Annotated in this window: 14 protein-coding genes and 3 pseudogenes; 5 read left to right on the forward strand and 12 right to left on the reverse strand. The window is 69.3% G+C overall.

Annotated features, from left to right (window positions below):
• Positions 1-114: 114 nt before the first annotated feature.
• Positions 115-1,013 (reverse strand): annotated as a pseudogene (locus OHA65_RS06580) (PP2C family protein-serine/threonine phosphatase); the annotation flags it as partial.
• A 539-nt stretch (positions 1,014-1,552) separates the two neighbouring features.
• A complete protein-coding gene (locus OHA65_RS06585; protein ID WP_405761523.1) occupies positions 1,553-2,383 on the reverse strand; it encodes a hemolysin III family protein in 831 nt (276 codons plus the stop codon).
• A 219-nt stretch (positions 2,384-2,602) separates the two neighbouring features.
• Here OHA65_RS06585 and OHA65_RS06590 point away from each other — a divergent pair, with 219 nt between their 5' ends.
• Positions 2,603-3,163: a hypothetical protein gene (locus OHA65_RS06590; RefSeq protein WP_329312908.1), complete on the forward strand. Its 561-nt coding sequence runs from the start codon at positions 2,603-2,605 to the stop codon at positions 3,161-3,163.
• Between the two features lie 141 nt (positions 3,164-3,304).
• Here OHA65_RS06590 and OHA65_RS06595 read toward each other — a convergent pair.
• The 3 genes and pseudogenes from OHA65_RS06595 to dhaK form a co-directional block, all read right to left on the reverse strand.
• Positions 3,305-3,665 (reverse strand): annotated as a pseudogene (locus tag OHA65_RS06595) (tyrosine-type recombinase/integrase); the annotation flags it as partial.
• A gap of 154 nt (positions 3,666-3,819) precedes the next feature.
• Complete coding sequence (locus tag OHA65_RS06600) at positions 3,820-4,296, reverse strand: cupin domain-containing protein (protein ID WP_405761526.1); 477 nt, start codon at positions 4,294-4,296, stop codon at positions 3,820-3,822.
• A 913-nt stretch (positions 4,297-5,209) separates the two neighbouring features.
• Positions 5,210-6,214, reverse strand: a complete 1,005-nt coding sequence (gene dhaK, locus OHA65_RS06605) for a dihydroxyacetone kinase subunit DhaK (RefSeq protein ID WP_327282169.1) — start codon at positions 6,212-6,214, stop codon at positions 5,210-5,212.
• A 236-nt stretch (positions 6,215-6,450) separates the two neighbouring features.
• Here dhaK and OHA65_RS06610 point away from each other — a divergent pair, with 236 nt between their 5' ends.
• The 3 genes from OHA65_RS06610 to OHA65_RS06620 all read left to right on the forward strand — a co-directional run bounded on the left by OHA65_RS06610 (position 6,451) and on the right by OHA65_RS06620 (position 10,683).
• Positions 6,451-7,299: an MIP/aquaporin family protein gene (locus OHA65_RS06610; RefSeq protein ID WP_405761529.1), complete on the forward strand. Its 849-nt coding sequence runs from the start codon at positions 6,451-6,453 to the stop codon at positions 7,297-7,299.
• A gap of 114 nt (positions 7,300-7,413) precedes the next feature.
• Positions 7,414-8,931, forward strand: a complete 1,518-nt coding sequence (gene glpK, locus OHA65_RS06615; RefSeq protein ID WP_327282170.1) for a glycerol kinase GlpK — start codon at positions 7,414-7,416, stop codon at positions 8,929-8,931.
• A 39-nt stretch (positions 8,932-8,970) separates the two neighbouring features.
• The gene (locus tag OHA65_RS06620) at positions 8,971-10,683 is read left to right on the forward strand and encodes a glycerol-3-phosphate dehydrogenase/oxidase (RefSeq protein WP_327282171.1); all 1,713 of its coding nucleotides are present in this window, start codon (positions 8,971-8,973) and stop codon (positions 10,681-10,683) included.
• A 77-nt stretch (positions 10,684-10,760) separates the two neighbouring features.
• On the opposite strand, the pseudogene OHA65_RS06625 reads toward OHA65_RS06620, so the two are convergent.
• The 7 genes and pseudogenes from OHA65_RS06625 to OHA65_RS06655 all read right to left on the reverse strand — a co-directional run bounded on the left by OHA65_RS06625 (position 10,761) and on the right by OHA65_RS06655 (position 18,253).
• Positions 10,761-11,974: pseudogene (locus OHA65_RS06625) on the reverse strand (IS110 family transposase).
• Positions 11,975-12,593: 619 nt separating this feature from the next.
• Positions 12,594-12,788, reverse strand: a complete 195-nt coding sequence (locus OHA65_RS06630; RefSeq protein ID WP_405763380.1) for a maleylpyruvate isomerase N-terminal domain-containing protein — start codon at positions 12,786-12,788, stop codon at positions 12,594-12,596.
• Between the two features lie 381 nt (positions 12,789-13,169).
• On the reverse strand, positions 13,170-14,156 hold the full coding sequence (locus OHA65_RS06635) for a helix-turn-helix domain-containing protein (protein ID WP_405761532.1): 987 nt from the start codon (positions 14,154-14,156) through the stop codon (positions 13,170-13,172).
• A gap of 658 nt (positions 14,157-14,814) precedes the next feature.
• Positions 14,815-15,411, reverse strand: coding sequence for an NAD(P)-binding domain-containing protein (locus OHA65_RS06640; RefSeq protein ID WP_327282174.1), 597 nt, complete (start codon positions 15,409-15,411; stop codon positions 14,815-14,817).
• A 43-nt stretch (positions 15,412-15,454) separates the two neighbouring features.
• Positions 15,455-16,273 carry an inositol monophosphatase family protein gene (locus OHA65_RS06645; protein WP_405761534.1) on the reverse strand — a complete coding sequence of 273 codons (819 nt, stop codon included), beginning with the start codon at positions 16,271-16,273 and terminating at the stop codon, positions 15,455-15,457.
• A gap of 108 nt (positions 16,274-16,381) precedes the next feature.
• Positions 16,382-17,974, reverse strand: a complete 1,593-nt coding sequence (locus OHA65_RS06650) for a GMC family oxidoreductase (RefSeq protein ID WP_405761537.1) — start codon at positions 17,972-17,974, stop codon at positions 16,382-16,384.
• A 57-nt stretch (positions 17,975-18,031) separates the two neighbouring features.
• A complete protein-coding gene (locus OHA65_RS06655) occupies positions 18,032-18,253 on the reverse strand; it encodes a hypothetical protein (RefSeq protein WP_327282178.1) in 222 nt (73 codons plus the stop codon).
• A gap of 804 nt (positions 18,254-19,057) precedes the next feature.
• Between OHA65_RS06655 and OHA65_RS06660 the strand changes: the two genes are divergently transcribed.
• Positions 19,058-19,627 carry a hypothetical protein gene (locus tag OHA65_RS06660; RefSeq protein ID WP_327282179.1) on the forward strand — a complete coding sequence of 190 codons (570 nt, stop codon included), beginning with the start codon at positions 19,058-19,060 and terminating at the stop codon, positions 19,625-19,627.
• Positions 19,628-19,844: the final 217 nt, after the last annotated feature.

Genomic DNA, 19,844 nt, shown 5'->3' on the forward strand with positions numbered 1-19,844 from the left:
GAGGAGGCCGCCCGGCTCCGCCGAGACGTGATCCTCACCGGGAGCGCAGCATCCGGACTCGGGCTGGTGGTCCCTCGAGTTACCCCCACTCGGGCCTGGGCGCCGCAGCTGGATACCGAAAGGGAGATCCACCTCGGGAACCACCTCCTCAACCCTCTCCTGTCTCAGGAGCAGCGGCCAAGGATGCCCCGCGTTGACGAACTGAGTGGTCCCGTCGAGCAGGCTGACGCGCAGCAGCTGCCCGGTGACGAAGCCCCGCCTGCCGTGGTCGATGACGGCCCGGTTGGCCTCAAGGCCTGTACTTCGAGCTCGGCGCCGGCACGCCTGGCCCTGCGAAGGGCGCCCACTGCGAGAGTGGCGAGTAGCGCGGCTTCCACGTCGTGGCCCATGGCATCGGTGACGGAGAGCTGCATGGTGTCGCGGTCGACGACGTAGTCGAAGGTGTCGCCGCCGACATGCGTCGCCGGTTCCAGTGCTCCGGCGACCGTGAACTGGGCCGCCTCACAGGCCAGGGAGGTGGGGAGAAGCCGGTGCTGGATCTCGGCCGCCAGGTTCAGGGGCCGCGTACGACGGCCCCACTGGTAGACATCGGTGAAGGACCGGTTCGCGATGACGATGTAGGCCAAGGCATGCGCGGTCGCACCGATCTGCCTCATCGCGTCCTCATCGGGGCGATCCGGTAGAAAGAGTTCGAGCAGGCCGATGGCGTCGCCGCGGTTGGTGACGGGCGCCACGGCCCTGACCAAACTGTTGCCCTCTCGCTGGAGGGCCGGCCGCTGTGTGCGCAACACGTCCGCGTAGAGGGTACCGGGCAGAGCGACGCGCTCAGGGGGCTCGTCGGACTCGACGCTGTCGGCTGCCCCGAGCCGCACCACCGACGACCCGGTGAAGTCGACGATCAGGAACGAAACCGCAGCAGCGTTCAGGCGGTCCCTGAGCATCCGTGCGACGACGTCCAGTGACTCGACGGGAGAGGCGGCTTCCGCTGCCGCGAGCGTGCCCGCGAGGTCCATTTCCACCAACTGCTCACCGTCGGCGCGCCTCTGATTGGCGCCTGGATCTCGCTCCTCGGTTGGGGGCATGACCGCTCCTGTCCTCCTCCGACGCCGTTGGCCAGCCGCCCCTCCCGACCGTCCTCAACCCTGCCCGAGGACCCGCACGCCAGGTGGCTGCTGCTGCCCGTGCAGGCCGCGCTGCCTGACTGGTTCACCCGGACAGCAGGCATCGGCCCTACTCGGGGACGCCGCGCGGCCACCGGCATAGCGCTCATGCCCGGAATCCTCTGAGGACTCGGTTGCGAGGCAAGCACCGGGGCATGGGGATGGACGAGTCAAGCCGGCGGTGTGGCTGTGGCCGCCGCCTTCGAGCTGAGAATGAGTCAAAGCCGCTCCCCAGTTCACCACCGACGGTGAAACGGCTGACCACCGCTACCTGTCCGCCGTCGGCAACTACTACCTCTCTCTCCGCCGCCCCCTCGCACCCTGACCCGAAGCCGGCCGGCAACTCGCCCGCCCCACGCCGACAGCTGCCCCGAGTCGGAACATTGCCGTGGTCAGTAGACGGCGATGGAGATGGCGATGTAGTGCGCGGTGAAGGCTGCCACGGTCAGGGCGTGGAAGACCTCGTGGAAGCCGAACCAGCGGGGCGAGGGGTCGGGGCGCTGGAGGGCGTAGACAACCGCGCCCGCGCTGTAGAGGAGCCCGCCGGTCACGATCAAGGCGAGTACGGCCGCCCCGCCACTGTCCAGGAAGTCGGGCAGGTATCGCACCGGTGCCCAGCCCAGGGCCAGGTAGCAGGGGGTGTACAGCCAGCGGGGAGCTCCGACCCACAGGACACGGAAGGCGATGCCGGCCAGAGCGCCCATCCACACGATCCACAGCAGGACGGACCGCTGGTCAGGGGGGAGAAGGAGCACGGAGAGTGGGGTGCAGGTGCCGGCGATGATCAGGAAGATGTTGGCGTGGTCGAGGCGGCGCAGAACGGCCTCACCGAGTGGTCCCCAGGTGCCGAGGTGGTAGACGGCGCTCGTCCCGAACAGCAGCCAGGCGGTGACGGAGTACACGGTGCAGGCCAAGACTGCCTGCGGTGTCCCTGCCAGGCAGATGAGGACGATACCCGCGCCCAGCGAGGCGGGCACCATGCCGGCGTGAAGCCAGCCCCGTAGCTTCGGCTTGATCGGTTCGACCAGCTCGGCCGCCCGCTCGACCAGGTCGGCAACCGGGTGGGAGTCCTCGGGGGCCTTCTCACGGTGCGATCCGGAGGGAGGGCCACTTGCCTCGTTCCCTCCGACCGTCGGTGCGGAAGACACACCGCCGGTTTCGATGTCGTCGCGGGACACTGCTTCCCTTCCTGCCTCGGACTGCTGGGCGTCACTGGCAACCATGTGCTCATGCTAGGAGCCCCCGCAGCAGCATGGTCCGAGGCCTGCCTCGGACCACCGGGCCGGCACCGCCGGAGGTGGCCTGTTCAGCCGCCCCATGGTTCCGGTCCTGGGGGCCTGCCACCAACTGGGGCCGTGGAAACCGTGTAAGTCGGCGGGCCAAGGGAACGATCAGGGTCCTCCGAACGGGCCTCTCCGCTCTCCTACGTTCAAGGACCGCCGATGCTTCCCGAGTTCCGCTCCCACGCATCCGCCCCCCTTTCCCACCAGCTGGAACAGCGACTGGGACTGGACCCGCGCCTCGAAGCGGGCCGAATCGACGTGGAGCGCGTCGCCGACATCGCCGTCGTCGCATCCGCCCACTCCGACGGGTACGCGGCCACCGCGCACCTCCTCGGACTGCTGGCCGCGCTCCCCGCTCCCACCGAGGCCGGAGAACGCTTCTGGTCGGACCTGTGGAGGTCCTCGGGCTCCCTCTACCTGCTGCCCGCCAACATCAAGACATTCGTGCTGAGTTCGCTGGCCGGAGAAGGCACCGGTCTGGCCGGGCAGATCCTCTCGGCTGTCGACGAGATGACCTCGCCCCAGCGCGTCGCAGCCGGAGAGGTCATCGGCCAGGCACTCGCCGAGTCCGACCACCTCCCCGACCTCAAGACGCAGGTCATCGGCGAGCTGTGGCTCCGGGACCTCGAACTCACCGCCTGGCGCGTCCTGCACGCGGACCACAAATCAGCTGATCCGGCTGAACGGAAAGCCTTCCTCGACGCATGGAGGCGTGTCTGACCGCCCGGTTTCCTCTCGACACAGCACGGCCGTACACGAGCCATCGACGAGCGCCACCGGTGCTGTTCGGGCCCAACGGCACCCAGCGAGCCGGTGAGGGGAGGAAGGCGTGACGCCTCCCTCCCCTCACCCCACCGATCGTCAAGCGCCCTTCGCCTGCCTCTTCACCGCTCCCTTGACGCGGGCAGCGCGTACCCGGGCGTCGATGCCCCCGGCGACCTCCTGCTGGCGTTCGTCGTCGGAGTGCTGGTAGATCATCGCGGCCTTCTCCGAGGACTGCCACGGCGCGGACCATCGTGTCCTTGAGGGTCGCGCCGGACTGGGTGGAGAGGGTGTGCCCGGTGTGGCGCAGGTCGTAGAAGCGGAAGTCCTTCGGCAGGCCGACCTTCGCGCGAGCCTTGGCCCACTTCCGGCCGAAGGTCGTGCGCCGGAACGGCGCACCCTTCCCCCCTATGAACAGCAGCCCGTCGGGCTCCTTCTCCGCGAACCAGTCCAGGTGCCGCCATCACCAGCAACGTCGCATAAGTGCCGGCGCCGATCAGGACCTCGGATTCTCTGAACTAGCGACAGCCCGGGCGTACGGGCGGGAGGGAAGATCGTGATTCTCTCGGCTCGCCTCGGGGCCAGGAACTACTGTCGCGATAAGCCCTCGCCGGTCAGGCATGCTCGTCCGATGGCTGCTGGGCAGGCTGGACCGACCAGCTTGTCGGCTCGTCGTCGCCTGAGTCCTCGTCGCGCTCCGCGTCGGCAACTGTCGCATGGATCTTGCCCGACGCGTGGTGGACCGGCGCGTATACGGCGTAGAGCTGCAGGGTCTCGTCACCGATGTTGGTGACGTTATGCCAAGTGCCGGCGGGCACGAAGATTGCCCAGCCATCCTCGACCTCCCGGTCGAAGTCGAGTCGGTCCTTCGTGCGGCCCATCTGGACGCGGCCCCGGCCTGCGTCGAGTCGTAGGAATTGGTCAGTCTCCGGGTGCGCCTCCAAGCCGATGTCCTCACCCACCGGGATCGACATGAGGGTCAACTGAAGGTACTTCCCAGACCAGGCGACCGCGCGATAGTTCGTGTTCTCGAGCGTCGCCTTCTCGAGGTCGAAGCTTTGAGGTTCCGGCCCGATGTCCTTGATGGTCATACGTGTCTCCCGGTCAACGAAGGCGATACGCGGTCGCGGTCTTGCGCCAGCCCACGTCAACATTCTCAGAGCCCCAGGTTCTTCTGGCCACAGGTACGCGAGCCGCTACCGCACAAGCGGCCGCGACCCATTGCCACATTCCGCTGTACGTCCGGTCGTGTAGTCGACCGGGTTCGTGCAGTCGATGACAGTCTTGCCGGCCAAGCGCCGACGCAACACCTCCATGATCGAGTGCCCGTCCGCGCACTCCAGCACGATCCGCGACCGCTGAGCCAGAGCCTGGGTCGATGCATGACAACGCACCCAGCCCTCCAGCACAGCCCGCTGGGCGATCGATTGCCGGTCAACACTTCTCGTCGCGCATCTCGTCCTCGTGGCCCTTGCCCGGCTCCGGGTGCTATTGCGGAACTGGATTCCTCCCGCCAGGATGACACGTTGCGTGATGTTTCGCGTCATTTGTGTCACCTGGTGTGGTGGGCGAGCGACGCCGGGACGCAGGTGGCCGGGTCGGCGTGCGGGGCATGCGCGCACCACCCACGATGGGCGACGTACCCATCCGCTGCCACCCGTCAGGAGCACCCATGCTGGAGCGCACACCGGGCTTTCGCGCGCCACTTGCTCCAGGCGAGCGTGCGGGCGTCTCGCATCGCGCCACAAAGGCGGGCACGTAACCACCCACCCAGGCCCACTGGTTCGCGACGACGGGCTCCGGACCCTCGCCCCTGGCGCGACAGGAGAGACGCGCCGCGTCCGACACGTGGGCGGGCGCCCACCCTTCGGCAGAGGATCACAACTAGTGATGAGGGGGATGCAGACGTGCCCTGGGTCAGGGACTACGTGCGGTCGGACGGCACGCCGGCCGGAGCCCATGTCCGGCTCCCGGCGGATGCGCGGCGGGAGACCGCCTGGGGGGTCAGCGGCCCCAACGCAGCGCTACCGTCTGCACCGGTGCGTCCCACAGCCGCAGCATTTCCTCGTCGGCCCGGCACAGCGTCACCGAGCACCCCGCCATGTCCAACGAGGTGACGTAGTTCCCCACGAGGGTCCGGGCCACCGGGACGCCCCGAGCCGCCAGCACCCGGGCCACCTCCGCGTGGAAGCCGTACAGCTCCAGCAGCGGCGTTGCGCCCATCCCGTTCACCAGGGCCAGTACCGGCCCGTCGACAGGGGCCGCCTTCGCCATGTCCTCCAGCACGGAACCCACCGCGAACTCCGCGATCTCCCCCGCCGGCATCATGGGGCGCCGCTCCCGGCCCGGCTCCCCGTGGATCCCGATGCCCAGCTCCAGCTCGCCGTCCGGCAGATCGAAGGTGGGACTGCCCTTGGCTGGGGTGGTGCAGGCGCTCAGCGCCACGCCGAAGCTGCCCGAGGCCTCGTTGACCCGCCGGGCGACCGCGGCGACCTGCTCCAGCGGCGCGCCCTCCTCCGCCGCCGCCCCGGCGATCTTCTCGACGAAGAGCGTGGCCCCCGTGCCGCGACGCCCGGCCGTGTAGAGGCTGTCGGTCACGGCAACGTCGTCGTTGACCAGCACCCGCTCGACCCGGATGCCGTCCTCCTCGGCGAGTTCGGCGGCCATGTCGAAGTTCAGGACGTCCCCGGTGTAATTCTTGACGACGAACAGCACCCCCTGGCCGGAGTCCACGGCCTTGGCCGCCCGCACCATCTGGTCGGGCACGGGGGAAGTGAACACCTCGCCCGGACAGGCGGCGGACAGCATTCCGTGTCCGACGAAGCCGGCGTGCAAGGGCTCGTGTCCGGAGCCGCCACCGGAGACGAGACCGACCCGCCCGCCCTGCCGCGCGTCCCGCCGTACGACGACCCGGGCGTCGGCGTCCACGTCCAGTTCCGGGTGGGCCGCGGCCAGCCCTCGCAGGGCGTCCGCGACCACGGTCTGCGGACTGTTGATCAACATCTTCATCGTGTGCCTCCCGGTCGGAGCCGGCGATCCATACGAACAGTGTGCTGCCATGCCGCGGACATCCGCGAGAACTGGGGCGACCGCCTCGGAGAAGGATTGAGGAATCCGAGCGGGCACCGGCCTCCGCGGGGCCGGACCGCCCTCGCCTTTCAGGTACGGGCGACCCGTCTTACGCTGAACCGGGGGGCTCGGGGCAGTCGAATGCCGGTCTTCGGACCGGCGGGAAGCGGGCACCCATGAAGGAGCGCCTCAAAGCACATGGGTTGGTCGGCGAACTCTCGGCCGAATTCGCCGGCACCATGATCCTCATCCTCTTCGGCTGTGGTGTCGTGGCCCAGGTGGTCGCCGGCGGAGCCCTGACGGACCCCGCGGGCGGCCTCGGAAACCACGACAGCATCGCCTGGGCCTGGGGTCTCGGCGTGACCCTGGGCGTCTACGTCGCGGCGAGGCTGAGCGGTGCTCACCTCAATCCCGCGGTGACCCTCGCCCTTGCGGCCTTCAAGGGCTTCCCGTGGAAGAGGGTCGCCCCCTACGCGCTGGCCCAGCTGGCCGGAGCCTTCGTGGCGGCCCTGATCGTCCGCTGGAACTACACCGAGGCGCTGGCCAAGGCCGACCCCGGTCACACCATCAAGACGCAGGTCGTCTTCTCCACGCTCCCGGCCAACGGAAACACCAACCTGCCGGTGACCGAGTGGGGCGCACTGCGCGACCAGATCATAGGCACCGCGATCCTGCTGATGCTGATCTTCGCGGTCACGGACCTGCTGGGCACGCCTCCCGGCGCCAACCTGGCCCCGTTCATCGTCGGCCTGATCGTCGTGGCCATCGGCATGGCGTGGGGCACCAACGCCGGGTACGCAATCAACCCGGCCCGTGACCTCGGCCCCCGGCTGGCCAGCTTCCTCACCGGGTACGGAGGGGCCTGGAGAGATCAGTACGGGAACTTCTACTTCTGGGTGCCGATCATCGGCCCGTTCATCGGCGGTGTGCTGGGTGCGGGTATCTACAAGCTCCTCATCGGCCGGTTCCTGCCGACCGCCGAACCGGAGCCTCCCGGACGCGTACCGGCACCGGACGAGAGCTGACCGGATCCGGGGCGGGCGGAACACGGCACGGCACGGCACGTCCGTTCATCCCGTCCGTCCCGTCCCGGACGGACAGCCCCCACACACGGCATCCCCAAGAGGAGGCGGCACCCCATGGCTGACTTCGTCGGCGCAGTGGACCAGGGGACCACGAGCACCCGTTTCATGATCTTCGACCACGCCGGCAACGAGGTGGCGCGGCACCAGCTGGAGCACTCCCAGATCCTCCCGCGCTCGGGGTGGGTCGAACACGACCCGGTGGAGATCTGGGAACGCACCAACTCGGTGATCCAGAACGCCCTCCGGCACGGAAACCTCGACGCCTCCGACCTGGCGGCCGTCGGCATCACCAACCAGCGCGAGACGACCGTCGTCTGGGACCCCCGCACCGGCCGCCCGTACTACAACGCCATCGTCTGGCAGGACACCCGTACCGACTCCATCGCCGCTGCACTGGAGCGCGGCGGCCAGGGCGACGTCATCCGCCGTAAAGCGGGGCTGCCACCGGCCACCTACTTCTCCGGCGGCAAGATCCAATGGATCCTGGAGAACGTCGACGGCGTGCGGGAGGCCGCCGAGCAGGGCCACGCCCTCTTCGGCAACACCGACTGCTGGGTGCTGTGGAACCTCACCGGCGGACCCGACGGCGGCGTCCACGCCACCGACGTCACCAACGCCAGCCGCACCATGCTCATGGACCTGGAAACCCTCGACTGGGACGATGAACTGCTCGGCTTCTTCGGCGTACCCCGGGCCATGCTGCCCACCATCAACCCGTCCTCCCACCCGGAGGCGTACGGGCGGACCCGCACCTCCCGGCCGCTGCGCGAGGCCATTCCCATCACCGGTGTCCTCGGCGACCAGCAGGCGGCCACCGTCGGGCAGGTCTGCTACGCGCCCGGCGAGGCGAAGAACACGTACGGAACCGGCAACTTCCTGGTGCTCAACACCGGGACGGAACTGGTCCGCTCGCAGCACGGCCTCCTGACCACCGTGGCGTACCAGTTCGGCGACGACCCCGTGATCTACGCCCTCGAAGGATCCATCGCGGTCACCGGCTCCGCCGTGCAATGGCTGCGCGACCAGCTGAAGATCATCGGCGACGCCGCCGAGAGCGAGCGCCTGGCGCGCACGGTCGAGGACAGCGGCGGCATGTACTTCGTCCCCGCCTTCTCCGGCCTGTTCGCACCGTACTGGCGCTCCGACGCCCGCGGCGCGATCGTCGGCCTGGCCCGCTACCACGACAACGGCCACCTGGCGCGGGCCACCCTGGAGGCCATCTGCTACCAGACCCGCGACGTGGTGGAAGCCATGGAGCAGGACTCCGGCGTCCACCTCGACGTGCTCAAGGTCGACGGCGGAGTCACGGCCAACGACCTGTGCATGCAGACCCAGGCCGATGTCCTCGGCGTACCGGTCAGCCGTCCGGTAGTCGCCGAGACGACCGCGCTCGGCGCCGCCTACGCGGCCGGGCTCGCCACCGGCTTCTGGCGCGACACGGACGAACTGCGCACCCACTGGCAGGAGTCCAAGCGCTGGAACCCCGAGTGGTCGGAGGAACGGCGCGCGGAAGGGTACGAGGGCTGGAAGCGGGCGGTGGAGCGCACGCTCGACTGGGCCAAGGTCGAATAGGTTCCGGCCGCGCGCGCCCGCAGCACTGAGGAGGAGACCATGGTCGATCCGGTGGCCCTCTCACCCCAAGGCCGCACACAGGCCCTCGCCGACATGGGACAGGGCGAACTCGACGTCCTCGTCGTCGGAGGCGGCGTCGTCGGCAGCGGGGCCGCCCTGGACGCTGCCACCCGGGGCCTGAGCGTCGGACTCGTCGAAGCCCGCGACTGGGCCTCGGGTACGTCCAGCCGCTCCAGCAAACTCATCCACGGCGGCCTGCGCTACCTGGAGATGCTCGACTTCCGCCTCGTCGCCGAAGCCCTCAAGGAACGGGGCCTCCTGCTCCGGTACCTCGCCCCCCACCTGGTACGTCCGGTGCCGTTCCTCTACCCCCTGCAACACCGCATCACGGAGCGGCCGTACGTCGGCACCGGCGTGCTGCTGTACGACGCGATGGCCAGGGCCTCCGGCAACTCCGGCGGCCTGCCCCACCACCGCCACCTGAGCAGGCACCGGGCCCTGCGCGAGGCGCCTGCCCTGCGCTCCGACGCACTGGTGGGCGCCATCCAGTACTGGGACGCCCAGGTCGACGACGCCCGGCACACCATGTTCCTCGCCCGCACGGCCGCCTCGTACGGGGCACTGACCGCCAACCGCACCCGCGTCAGCCGCTTCCTGCGACAGGGCGAGCGGGTGGTCGGCGCCGTCGTCACGGACCTGGAGAGCGGCGACGAGACGGAGGTGCGGGCCAAGCAGGTCATCAACGCGACCGGGGTGTGGACGGACGACACCCAGGCCATGGCCGGCACCCGCGGCCAGTTCCACGTCCGCGCCTCCAAGGGCGTCCACCTGCTCGTCCCCCGTGACCGCATCAACTCCCGCACCGGTCTGATCCTGCGCACCGAGAAGAGCGTGCTGTTCGTCATCCCCTGGGGCCGGCACTGGATCATCGGGACAACCGACACGGACTGGACGCTCGACAAAGCCCACCCCGCGCTCAGCTCCAAGGACGTCACCTACCTGCTGGAACACGTCAACAGCGTCCTGGCCACCCCACTGGTCCCCGAGGACGTCGAGGGCGTCTACGCCGGCCTGCGCCCCCTGCTGTCCGGCGAAGCGGCGGAGACCAGCAAGCTGTCCCGGGAGCACCTCGTCGCCCATCCCGTGCCCGGACTCGTCGTGGTGGCGGGCGGCAAGTACACCACGTACCGGGTGATGGCCAAGGACGCGGTCGACGAGGCCGTCCGAGGCCTGGACGAGAAGGTTCCCGACTGCATCACGCACCGCGTCCCGCTGCTGGGCGCCGACGGCTATCCGGCGCTGTGGAACTCCCGACACCGGCTCGCCGGGCGCTCCGGGCTCCATGTCGCCCGCATCGAGCACCTCCTGAACCGCTACGGCTCCCTGGCGCCCGAACTGCTCGCCCTGGTGGCGGCCGACCCCACGCTCGGCGAGGCACTGCCGAGCTCCGACGACTACCTGAGGGTCGAGGCCGTGTACGCGGTGACCCACGAGGGAGCCCGCCACCTGGAGGACGTCCTCGCCCGGCGCACCCGGATCTCCATCGAGTCCTGGGACCGCGGGGTGGACGCGGCGCCGACCGTGGCCCAGCTGATGGCGCCCCACCTGGGATGGGACCGGGCGCACCAGGACCGCGAGGTCGACCACTACCTCAAGCGCGTGGCCGCCGAGCGCGAGGCCCAGCAGCAGCCGGACGACCGGACCGCCGACGCGGTGCGGCTCGGCGCCCCCGACATCATCCCGGTGAACTGAACGGCCGCACGCCGGGGGGGTTGCCTCTATGTCCTTCGTCAAGGACGTGGTGCCGGGTTTGAGGTTGTTTGGGGTGGTCATGCGGCGAGGGTGACGGTGGAGGTTCGGGACTCGTAGAAGGTGCCGTCGCGGAGCATGGCAAACAAGACGCTGATGCGTTGGCGGGCGAGCCGCAGGAGTGCCTGGGTGTGGGTTTTGCCGCGGGCGCGTTGGCGGTCGTAGTAGGTGCGGGAGGCCGGGTCGGCGTTCATGCAGGCGAAGGCGGAGAGGAACATGGCCCGTTTGAGCTGCCGGTTTCCGCCGCGGGGTGCGTGTTCGCCGTGGATCGAGGTGCCCGACGACTTGGTGGTGGGGCGAGGCCCGCATAGGAGGCGAGGTGGGCGGCGCTGTGAAAGCCGGTGCCGTCGCCGACGGTGACCAGCGGGACGGCGGCGGTCCTGACTCCGACTCCCGGCATCGAGGTCAGGACCGGGTGAAGAGGGTGGGCCTCCAGCAGGGTGCTGATCTGGGCTTCCAGTGCCCGGCGCTGGTCATGGACCGCGGCGAGCGAGGCGGCCAGGGACGGGATCACGATGTCGAGGGTGCCCGTGCCGGGAACGATGACGGTCTGCTCGTCGAGAGCGTCGAAGACCTCGTCGATCAGCCTCTGTGCCATCCGCGGGGCCTTGGGTCGGATGAGTTCGACGAGTCTGCGGCGGCCGACCTTGCGCAGTGCGGCCGGGGATCCGTATCGCTCGAGGAGCCAGGTGACGGCGGGGTGGTCCAGTCGCGGGCCGAGCACGCGCTCCAGCGACGGGTGGAACTGGGCGAGCAGGCCGCGTATCCGGTTGGAGGTGCGGGTGGCTTCTGCGGCGAGGTCCTGATCGAAGCCGGTCAGCACCGTGAGCTCGGCGGTGATCTCGTCGGTCAGCTCCAGCGAACGCAAGGTGTGGGGCATGGTGCGGGCGGCGTCCGCGATGACCGCGGCGTCCTTCGCGTCGGTTTTCGCCTCTCCCGGGTAGAGGTCGGCGATCCGTCGCATGGCCAGTCCGGGCAGGTAGGCGACCTGGCAGCCCGCGTCCCGGGCGACGGTCAGGGGCAGAGCACCGATCGAGGCCGGCTGCTCCACGATCACCAGCACCGTGCCGAACTTCGCGGTCAGCTTGTCGAAGACGGCCCGCAGTTTCGGTTCGCTGTTGGGCATCGGCTTGTCGAAGACCTTCTTGCCCGCCGGCGTCAGCCCGTGGCCGCGGTGAGCTGTCTTGCCGACGTCCATACCCAGGAAGACGCCCACATCGCCGGTGTCTAACATCGCACCGCTCCCGGGTGGTTGACCGTGCCGGCCTCGGCGGTGGCACCGTGCTCGCGCATCCACGTTATGCAGACCCGCCGCCCGCAAACTGCCCGGCATTGCGCCAGGCCAGGCGGTGGCCGGACCTCTCATCAGCGTCTCCGACGGCACCCCACGGGCCCGGCGACACCACCCCCCAGGTCATCACTTCGACAGAGGGGACACAGTCATACCGGGCCCGGAGGCCAGCGGCCCCATTGCAGGACCGCGAAAAAGATAACGGGGGGACGGTGACGAGCGGTTCTCCCTCAGGCTTGCACTCGAGGCCGCAGCGAGACTGTCGTGGTTGCGCCCTCGGATGGAGCAAGATCCGGGCCAGTTGCGGGCCAGCACGGCACGATCGACGACGGATCCCTCTATTTTGCCTGGTCAGGAGGATTGTGGCGCGTGTACCACCAGCACTCGAAGAACGTTTTGGTCAGTTACTCCCCCAAGAAGCTCGGGTTCTTCTAGAGAACAGAAATCCGTTGCCTGGAGCGGGCATTGCCTCTCCAGGCAACATTGAATCCAAGCGCAGAAGGTAATCAAACGGCAGCCATACGTGACCTCCGGACCACTTCGAAACCTTCCCCCGGACCAGTCACGGACCAAGAAGTTGGAAATCGCTCAAGGCCGAGTTGGCGAACCTGGTCGGCGGCTGCTGGATGCGCCGGCGAAGCAGCTCACTGAACCACCGGTGCTCGCTGCCGACGTGCCGCGTGAGGTCCCCGAGAGTCCAGCCGGGGCAGGTCGGCAGCGGGGTGGAGGGTCGGCTCCCGTGACCGTGGCGACGAATGCGGCGGTCTCGGCTGCGAAGGCCGCTCCGTGCTGGGCGGGGTTCATGACTGCGCCCTTCCTCTGATGACGCTGCCCCAGGTGGCGATACTCAAGGCCTCTGGCGTCGTACTCGGCGCCGATGGTGGGCAGGGCTCCGTTGACGTCCCAGGACGAGGTGCGGAGCACTGTGCTGCCCTTGGCAGCCGTGACACGATAGCCGTCGGAGTCACAGGCGAAGCCGTGACGGTTCGGGCAAGTCATCCCGGCCCTCGTTGTCGGCGGGTCGCATGCGGTGCAGGTCGTCGAGCCTCCAGCCGGTGCCCAGGCCGCCCACAGCGCCCCGCTGCCTTGCTTGGGATACGAGTCGGCGGCATCCGCTGAACTGCAGCCGTACCTCTGGTCACGCGCTATCGGCCGACCCGTGGCCCGGCGGGTGCCGGTTCGGCGAGAGCGAGGCCGGTCCGGTCGAGCGGGCGCACTCGGTGGGAGTCTGACCGTAGTGCTTCTTGAAGGATCGGGTGAAGTGACTGCCGTCCGCGAACTGCCAGTGTGCGGCGAGTTCCGAAATGCTCAGGCGCTCTGACGGCGAGACAAGGGCGAGCCGGGCCTCATGCAGTCGCCGGTGGCGGATGTAGGTGCTCACCTGCTCTCCCACCGCGGCGAATGCCCGGTGCAGCGTGCGGACGGAGACGTTGAGTTCACGCGCAAGCATCGCCGGAGAAAGTTCGGGATCAGCGAGCCGACGGTCCGCGAGGTCCTTGGCTGCCTGGGTGAGCGCGGGAGCCAACCGGGGCTCTACGTCGTCGAACCGGCCCTTCACCACCGCCTTGGTCAGCTCGATCAGGGTACCTTGGGCAGCTGCCACACCGGCCGGGCCGAGGTCGGCCACGGTCATGTGGATCATGTCTGCAAGGGCCGTCAGCAAGCGCACCTCGGCCGAGTCCGCCGGCCCGGTGACGACCCGGTTCCCGAGCAGGGGTTTGAGCTCGCCGGGGGGCAGGACGAGGAACTTCGCCGTGAGGTGCGCCGTCGTCTCGAAGGCCGTCAGGCGCCCGAGGTGCCGGACGAGGAACTGCCCGGCCGACACGGTCTGGTCGCCGTAGCCGGACGGGCCGCCCAGAGTCCATGCGCCGCTCCGCACGACATACATGGCAACCAGATCCTGATCGCCGCCCGGGACGTCCGCGGTCCGGGTTGCCGACGCGGCGTGGAGATCGGCGATCGCCGCGCCATGCACCTTGGCAACCTTGCCCTTGACCCGGAAGTCACCGATCGTGTCCGGGCTGAAGGCCGGCAGTTGGAAGACATCGTCGCCGACCTGCGTCTGCCACCCGCGCCGGAAAACGTCGAGTCCCCGCGGTGCGGAATCCGGGGCGGTCGAGTCCACTGCGAACACCCCGCGCGCGCCGTCGACCTCCGCTCCAGTACCGTGCATCCCTCTGCGATCCTCTCGTCTTCATTGCTTCAACGCCGTCCTGTGGTGGTCGTGTTCCGCAGGACGCCGCCATGACCCATGTGGACACCGCGCCAATCTTCCTATAGACGGCTCGCATTGCAGCGGCCGGGAGGCAGAGCTGATGCTTATGATTCGGCGAGATGAACGACGCGACCCCTGACGATCAGGTCGCAGCCTGATCGTCAGGGGTCGCACTCGCGCTCGGTCCTCCCTCATGGGCTCGTGCCGGGGACGTCTTCGCCGCCTCGGTCGGACCTTTCGCCGGAGGTAACGGTTAGTGGCCGGCGCGCAGTTCGCCGTGTGGGCCGATGGCGTCGGCCACGCCCAGGCAGGTGCTGCCCCGGAGGCACCGAGTTCGTAGTGCACAGCCCCGGTGTCGACGGAACGGACCGTGAGCGCGACCTCGTAGTTGCCCGGGTAAGTCACTCACCGAGCCGCAGCCGAATCCGGGCGTCTTCCGGCGGCGGGCCATGCCGATCGGCCTGCCAAGCCGTGTCGGCCAAGATCATCCTGTCGCGGTCGTGTCCCACCGGGAACCCATCCGTGCCGGTGCCGGCTCCGGTCTCCTGCAGGTTGCGCGGCTCGACGGTCAGCGGGCGATCGAGATCGCGAAGGGGGTGAATCCGATGGACCGGATGACGTGCGGTACGAACAGTATCGCGGCCTCCGTGGCGCGGGCGGTCTGGATCCCGCCGAGGTCGGTGATCCATTCCTTGCGCCAGCCGAGGTCAATGAGCAGTTCAAGGACGGTCCGCTTGGCCTCCGGTTCCTCGCCGGAGAGGAAGGCGGTTGGCGTCTGGGTGAGCGTGGCCGGGGCGGTCATCACCGGGAAGAGCATGGTGTTGAGCGTCTTGACGACGTGCGTTTCGGGGAGCGCTGCCTGGAGTTGCTCGGCGAGGCTTGAACCGGGGTAGATCAGGGCGGCGGGCAGTCCGTCCGGTCCGTCGACGGTGGCGTTGGAGACGTCCACGAGGATCTTGCCGTGCAGCTCTTCGCGCAGGGCGGCGAGACGTTCCAGGGAGCCGGCGCCCGGGGTGGCGTTGATGACGATCCGGGCCGCCCGGGCGGCATCGGCGGCGGCGCCCGGCGCGCGGTCCGCGACGGTCACCTCGTGCCCTACCAGGGTGAGGGCTTTCGCCAGGTTGCCGCCGACGCGGCCGTTTCCGAGAACTGCGATCGTGGTCATGATGTTCTGGTCCTTGCGTGGGTGCGGGTTGTGGTGTGCGGGGTCAGCGGGAGAGCGTGGCGACGGCTTCGGCGTGGACGCCGGGCGCGGCGGCCAGGAAGCTCTCGCTCTGCGGGGTCCAGGGGCGGCCCTCGGCGTCGGAGATCTGTCCGCCGGCCTCGGTGACGAGCAGCGCGCCGGGCAGCAGGTCCGCTCGGGCGCCGGCGAACTGCCAGAAGGCGTCGATGCGGCCGGCGGCCACGTTCGTGAGGTGCAGGGTCGCGGGCACGGCGGTGCGGACGACGAGCGCGTCGAAGAGCATCGCGGTGATCGAGGAGCCGACGCGCCGTACGACCCTCTCGTCCTCGTCCGGCCGGGCCTGGCTGGTGGCCACGATGCTCAGGCCGAGGTCCGCGGTCGGGGAGACGCGCAGCGGCCGGCCGTCGAGGTGGGCGCCGGCGCCGGTGAGCGCGGTGTAGGTCTCGCCGGTCAACGGCAGGTGGACCGCGGTGAGCACCGGCTGGTTCTCACGCACGAGGGTGGCGGTCACCGCCCACTCCGGCAGCGCGTGCAGGTGGTTGACGTTGCCTTCGGCCGGATCCACGACCCACCACTCGCCGGGCGGCAGCGCCCCGCCGTCCAGCTCGTCCTCCACCCAGCCGGCGTCCGGGCGCAGGCTCGTGAGGCGGGGGCGCAGGATGTCCAGGGCCGTGTCGTCGTTGGCGGCGAGCGCACGCATCAGCTCGTCACGGGTCTCGTAACGGACCACATCGCCGAAACGCTCGCGCAGCGCCGCACCGGCGGCGCGCACGGCGGTCGCGGTGCGGTCGAGCAGGTCGGCGTCGGAGGTGACGACGTCCGTGGTCTGAAGCGTTTCGGACATGGTGGTGCTCCTGTCTGAGGAGGGGTGATGAGGCCGGTCGGGGTCGCGTTCGACGGACGACGGGGGGATGAAGCGCGTTGTGGAAGCGCCGTGGGCGCGGAAGAAGGCTCAGTCGATCAGTTCGGCGGCCCGTTCGGCGATGGCGTAAACGGTCGCGTTGGTGTTGGCCGAGGGGACGGACGGCATCACCGAGGCATCGGCGACACGCAGTCCGGCTATTCCGTGCACGCGAAGGTTCGCAGGGTCGACGACGGCATCGGCGTCGGTTCCCATGCGGCAGGTGCCGGTGAAGTGGAAGTAGGGGCCGGTGGCCTTGCGAATGAACTCGTCCACGGATTCGCCGCTCGTCCCGGATCCCGGCACCGCTTCCTGCTTGCGCCAGTCGGCGAACGCGTCGGCCTCGCCGATGCGGCGTGCCACTGCCAGGCCCTTGCGCATGACCTCCAGGTCACGGTCGTCGCTCAGGTAGCCAGGGTCGACGACGGGAACACTGGCGGGATGGGCGTCCGCCAGGCGCACGGTGCCGCTGCTGTGCGGAGCCATCGCGGAGAAGGCTATGGAGTAGCCGTGGGCCGGCGGCTGGCCCCAAGCCGACGGGAGCGGTGCGGCGACGATGTAGACCTGAAGGTCCGGCCGGGCCGCGGCGGGATCGCTGTACAACAGGCCCATCATTTCGGCCGGCGGGTTGGCAGGAACGAACGGTACGGGCCGGCTGGCCTCGTACACCACACCCGCCATCGGATGGTCCTGCAGATGGGATCCCACTCCCGGCAGGTCGGCGACGACGTCGATACCGTGTTCGCCAAGGTGTTGGGCCGGGCCGATCCCTGACAGCATCAGGAGGTGCGCGGAACCGATGGCCCCGGCGGTCAATATGACCTCGGCGCTGTCGATGGCCAGGTGCTCCCCACCGATCGTGTACTCGACGCCGGTGCAGCGGCCCGCGGTGGTGCGCAGCCGCTGCACGGTCGCGTCCGTGACGACGTTCAGGTTCGGCCGGTCGAGGAACGGACGGATGTAGGCGTCGGCCGCGCTCTGGCGGGCGCCGCCGGGCAGATTCATGTCACTCCACCCGAACCCGGTCTCCAGCCCGCTGCCGATGTCATCGGCGCGTGCGAACCCAGCCTCCACTGCGGCGTCGACGCCCGCCGTGGCCAGGGGATGGGGTTCCGGGACCGGGGCGACCGCGACCGGCCCGTCCGTGCCCCGCACGGAGGCATCACGACTGCGAGTGCTCTCGCTGCGGCGGAAATAAGGCAGCAGATCGTCGAAACCCCAGCCCGGAGCACCGAGGCCGGGCCATTCGTCGTAACCGGACCGGTGCCCCCGCAGGTGGTAGAGGCCGTTGATGCTCGACGATCCGCCGAGCGCCTTACCGCGCAGCACGTCAGCGGCCCTGCCTGTACCGGCCTGCACGGTCGAGGCGCCCAGCCAGAGGGATGACGGGTCGAACCCCAGGAACCCCCAAGGAGATGCCATCGCCTCGGTTGCGTCCCGGGCTCCCGCCTCCAGCAACAACACCCGCACGCCCGGGCGTTCCGAAAGCCGGGAGGCAATCACGCACCCCGCCGTCCCCGCTCCCACCACGACATAGTCATAAGGACTCTTGCCCATCATGTCTCCGCTTCCCACGGCAGCACTGTCCGACCACCGGGTTTCAGGAAAAGGCTCCTCGACGATCAAAGAGCTGATTGCTTGCACGAACTAAAGGGGCCGAGAAGTCCGAGCTCGGCGCGCAGAAGGCGTGGAACCGGCTGATCAGCAGCGAGCGGGCTCCAGGGGAGCGGGGCTGTCCGCAGGCAGGCCGCGCGCGCTGCTGGTGCTGACGGACACCGAGGCGGCCCGGCGGCAAACGATCACCTTGATCCGACGGGCCTGGGAGCGCCCGGTCCGGCCATTGCCGATCACCCCGTTGGGGATGTCCATGCCGGCGCCGGTGCCTGCGATGACGGCCTTCCGGCTGGACTTCTCTTGTTTCACGCGTTCTTGTCCTTGGTGTGTACCCGTCCTGGAACAGCCCGGGTTTCCCTTCTGCCGTCGAATCTTAGGAATACGGACACGGCGCGTACTTGAACCTCCGCGACGTTCGTTCGGAACCTCAGCGCCATACGAGTGGCGAGACAGTCGGCGTCACACAGCACTGGGTCAGGCTGCTCGTACACGCCGACCGACTTCTTGCCCTGCCACAGGTGGCCGCCCTTCCCCACCGACGGCCGCGTGAACCCGGGTCGGCAGCAAGGACGTTAGGCGGCCGCAGTTCCGGCCACGGCGGGACCGTGGCATCGGGGATGGGCGCGGATCCTCACGTCCGTCCACCGGGAGATCGACCTCTGGCAGCAGGTCGACGAGAACCTCGGCCCGGAAGCCACCCTCCGCCTGCTCTCCTGCACGGCTCCCACACCGAGTCGATCGGCGAGTGGTGGGGCTCCGGCTGGTACGAGACGATGGTCCGCCGCGCGGTTGTCCGCGCGGCGGACGACGGAAGCCTCCCAGCAATCATTCCCAGAACTTCCCGGCCCACCCCACGCCAGGAGCGCCCGGGCAAAGATCCGGACCAGCTCCGGACCAGCCCAGACCAAGGGGGCGCATCAACTGACGTTTCCGCTGGTCAGCATGGGTCGCCTCCCGTACCACCAGGAGACGAAGAGTCTGCTGGACGTCTGCGGAGCGGATTATTGACGCAAAGGCAAGGGGAAAGCACAGGTCAGAGGGGGCGCATGGGTCATGGTGGTCGCACGAGACTGGAGGTGTCGACCCTTCCTCCGCCTCCCGGAGGCGATCCCCATGCGTACCACCGGCGACCGCGGCCGCATCTACCGCAGATGTGGCTGCCGGGACACACCGCATTACCAGCTCGGAGAGCACTGCCCACACCTGCTCGCTGACGGTGACCACGGGACGTGGACCTTCGCGGTCGATGTCCCGGCACCGCGCCGCCGCCGGACGACCGTGCGCAGGGGCGGCTTCGACAATCACGACGCAGCCGAGAACGCACTCCGCAGATTCCTCGAGGGCGAGGCCGGAGGATTCAACGCCGACCCGAACCAGAGCGTCGACGACTACCCGAGCACCTGGCTGGCCGCCAAGGCGCTCGTGCTCAAACCGACCACCATGGCGCGCTACCGGGACTACGTCCACAACGACCTCGCCCCCGCCTGCGGCACCCTCAAGCTGGACGAGCTCGGACACCGTCACATCGCCGCCTTCGTCACCGGCGAACTCGCCGCAGGCCGCGGAACGACCACCCTCTACCGCTGCGTGGCCACCCTTTCCGACCCCTGCGACCCCTGCGACCCCACACCGTCCTCGACCGGCTCCGGCAGCTGTCCCGAGAAGCCGGCGTACCCCGGGTGACCGTTGACGACCTGCGACACCTGGCTGGAACGGCTGCGACCACCACGCGACCGCATCCAGCACCTCCGCGAAGCCCTCAACCGGCTCCGCTCCCCCGCCCCGACCGGCCTCTACCCCACCGCCAACCAACCCCGAAGCGGGCGTGCGACCACACTGCGACCAGCAGCAGTCCGGGCATGGAAAAGGCCGTCCTCTCGTGTGTGAGAGAACGGCCTCC

It is taken from the genome of Streptomyces sp. NBC_00045, assembly GCF_045041095.1.
GTDB lineage: Bacteria > Actinomycetota > Actinomycetes > Streptomycetales > Streptomycetaceae > Streptomyces.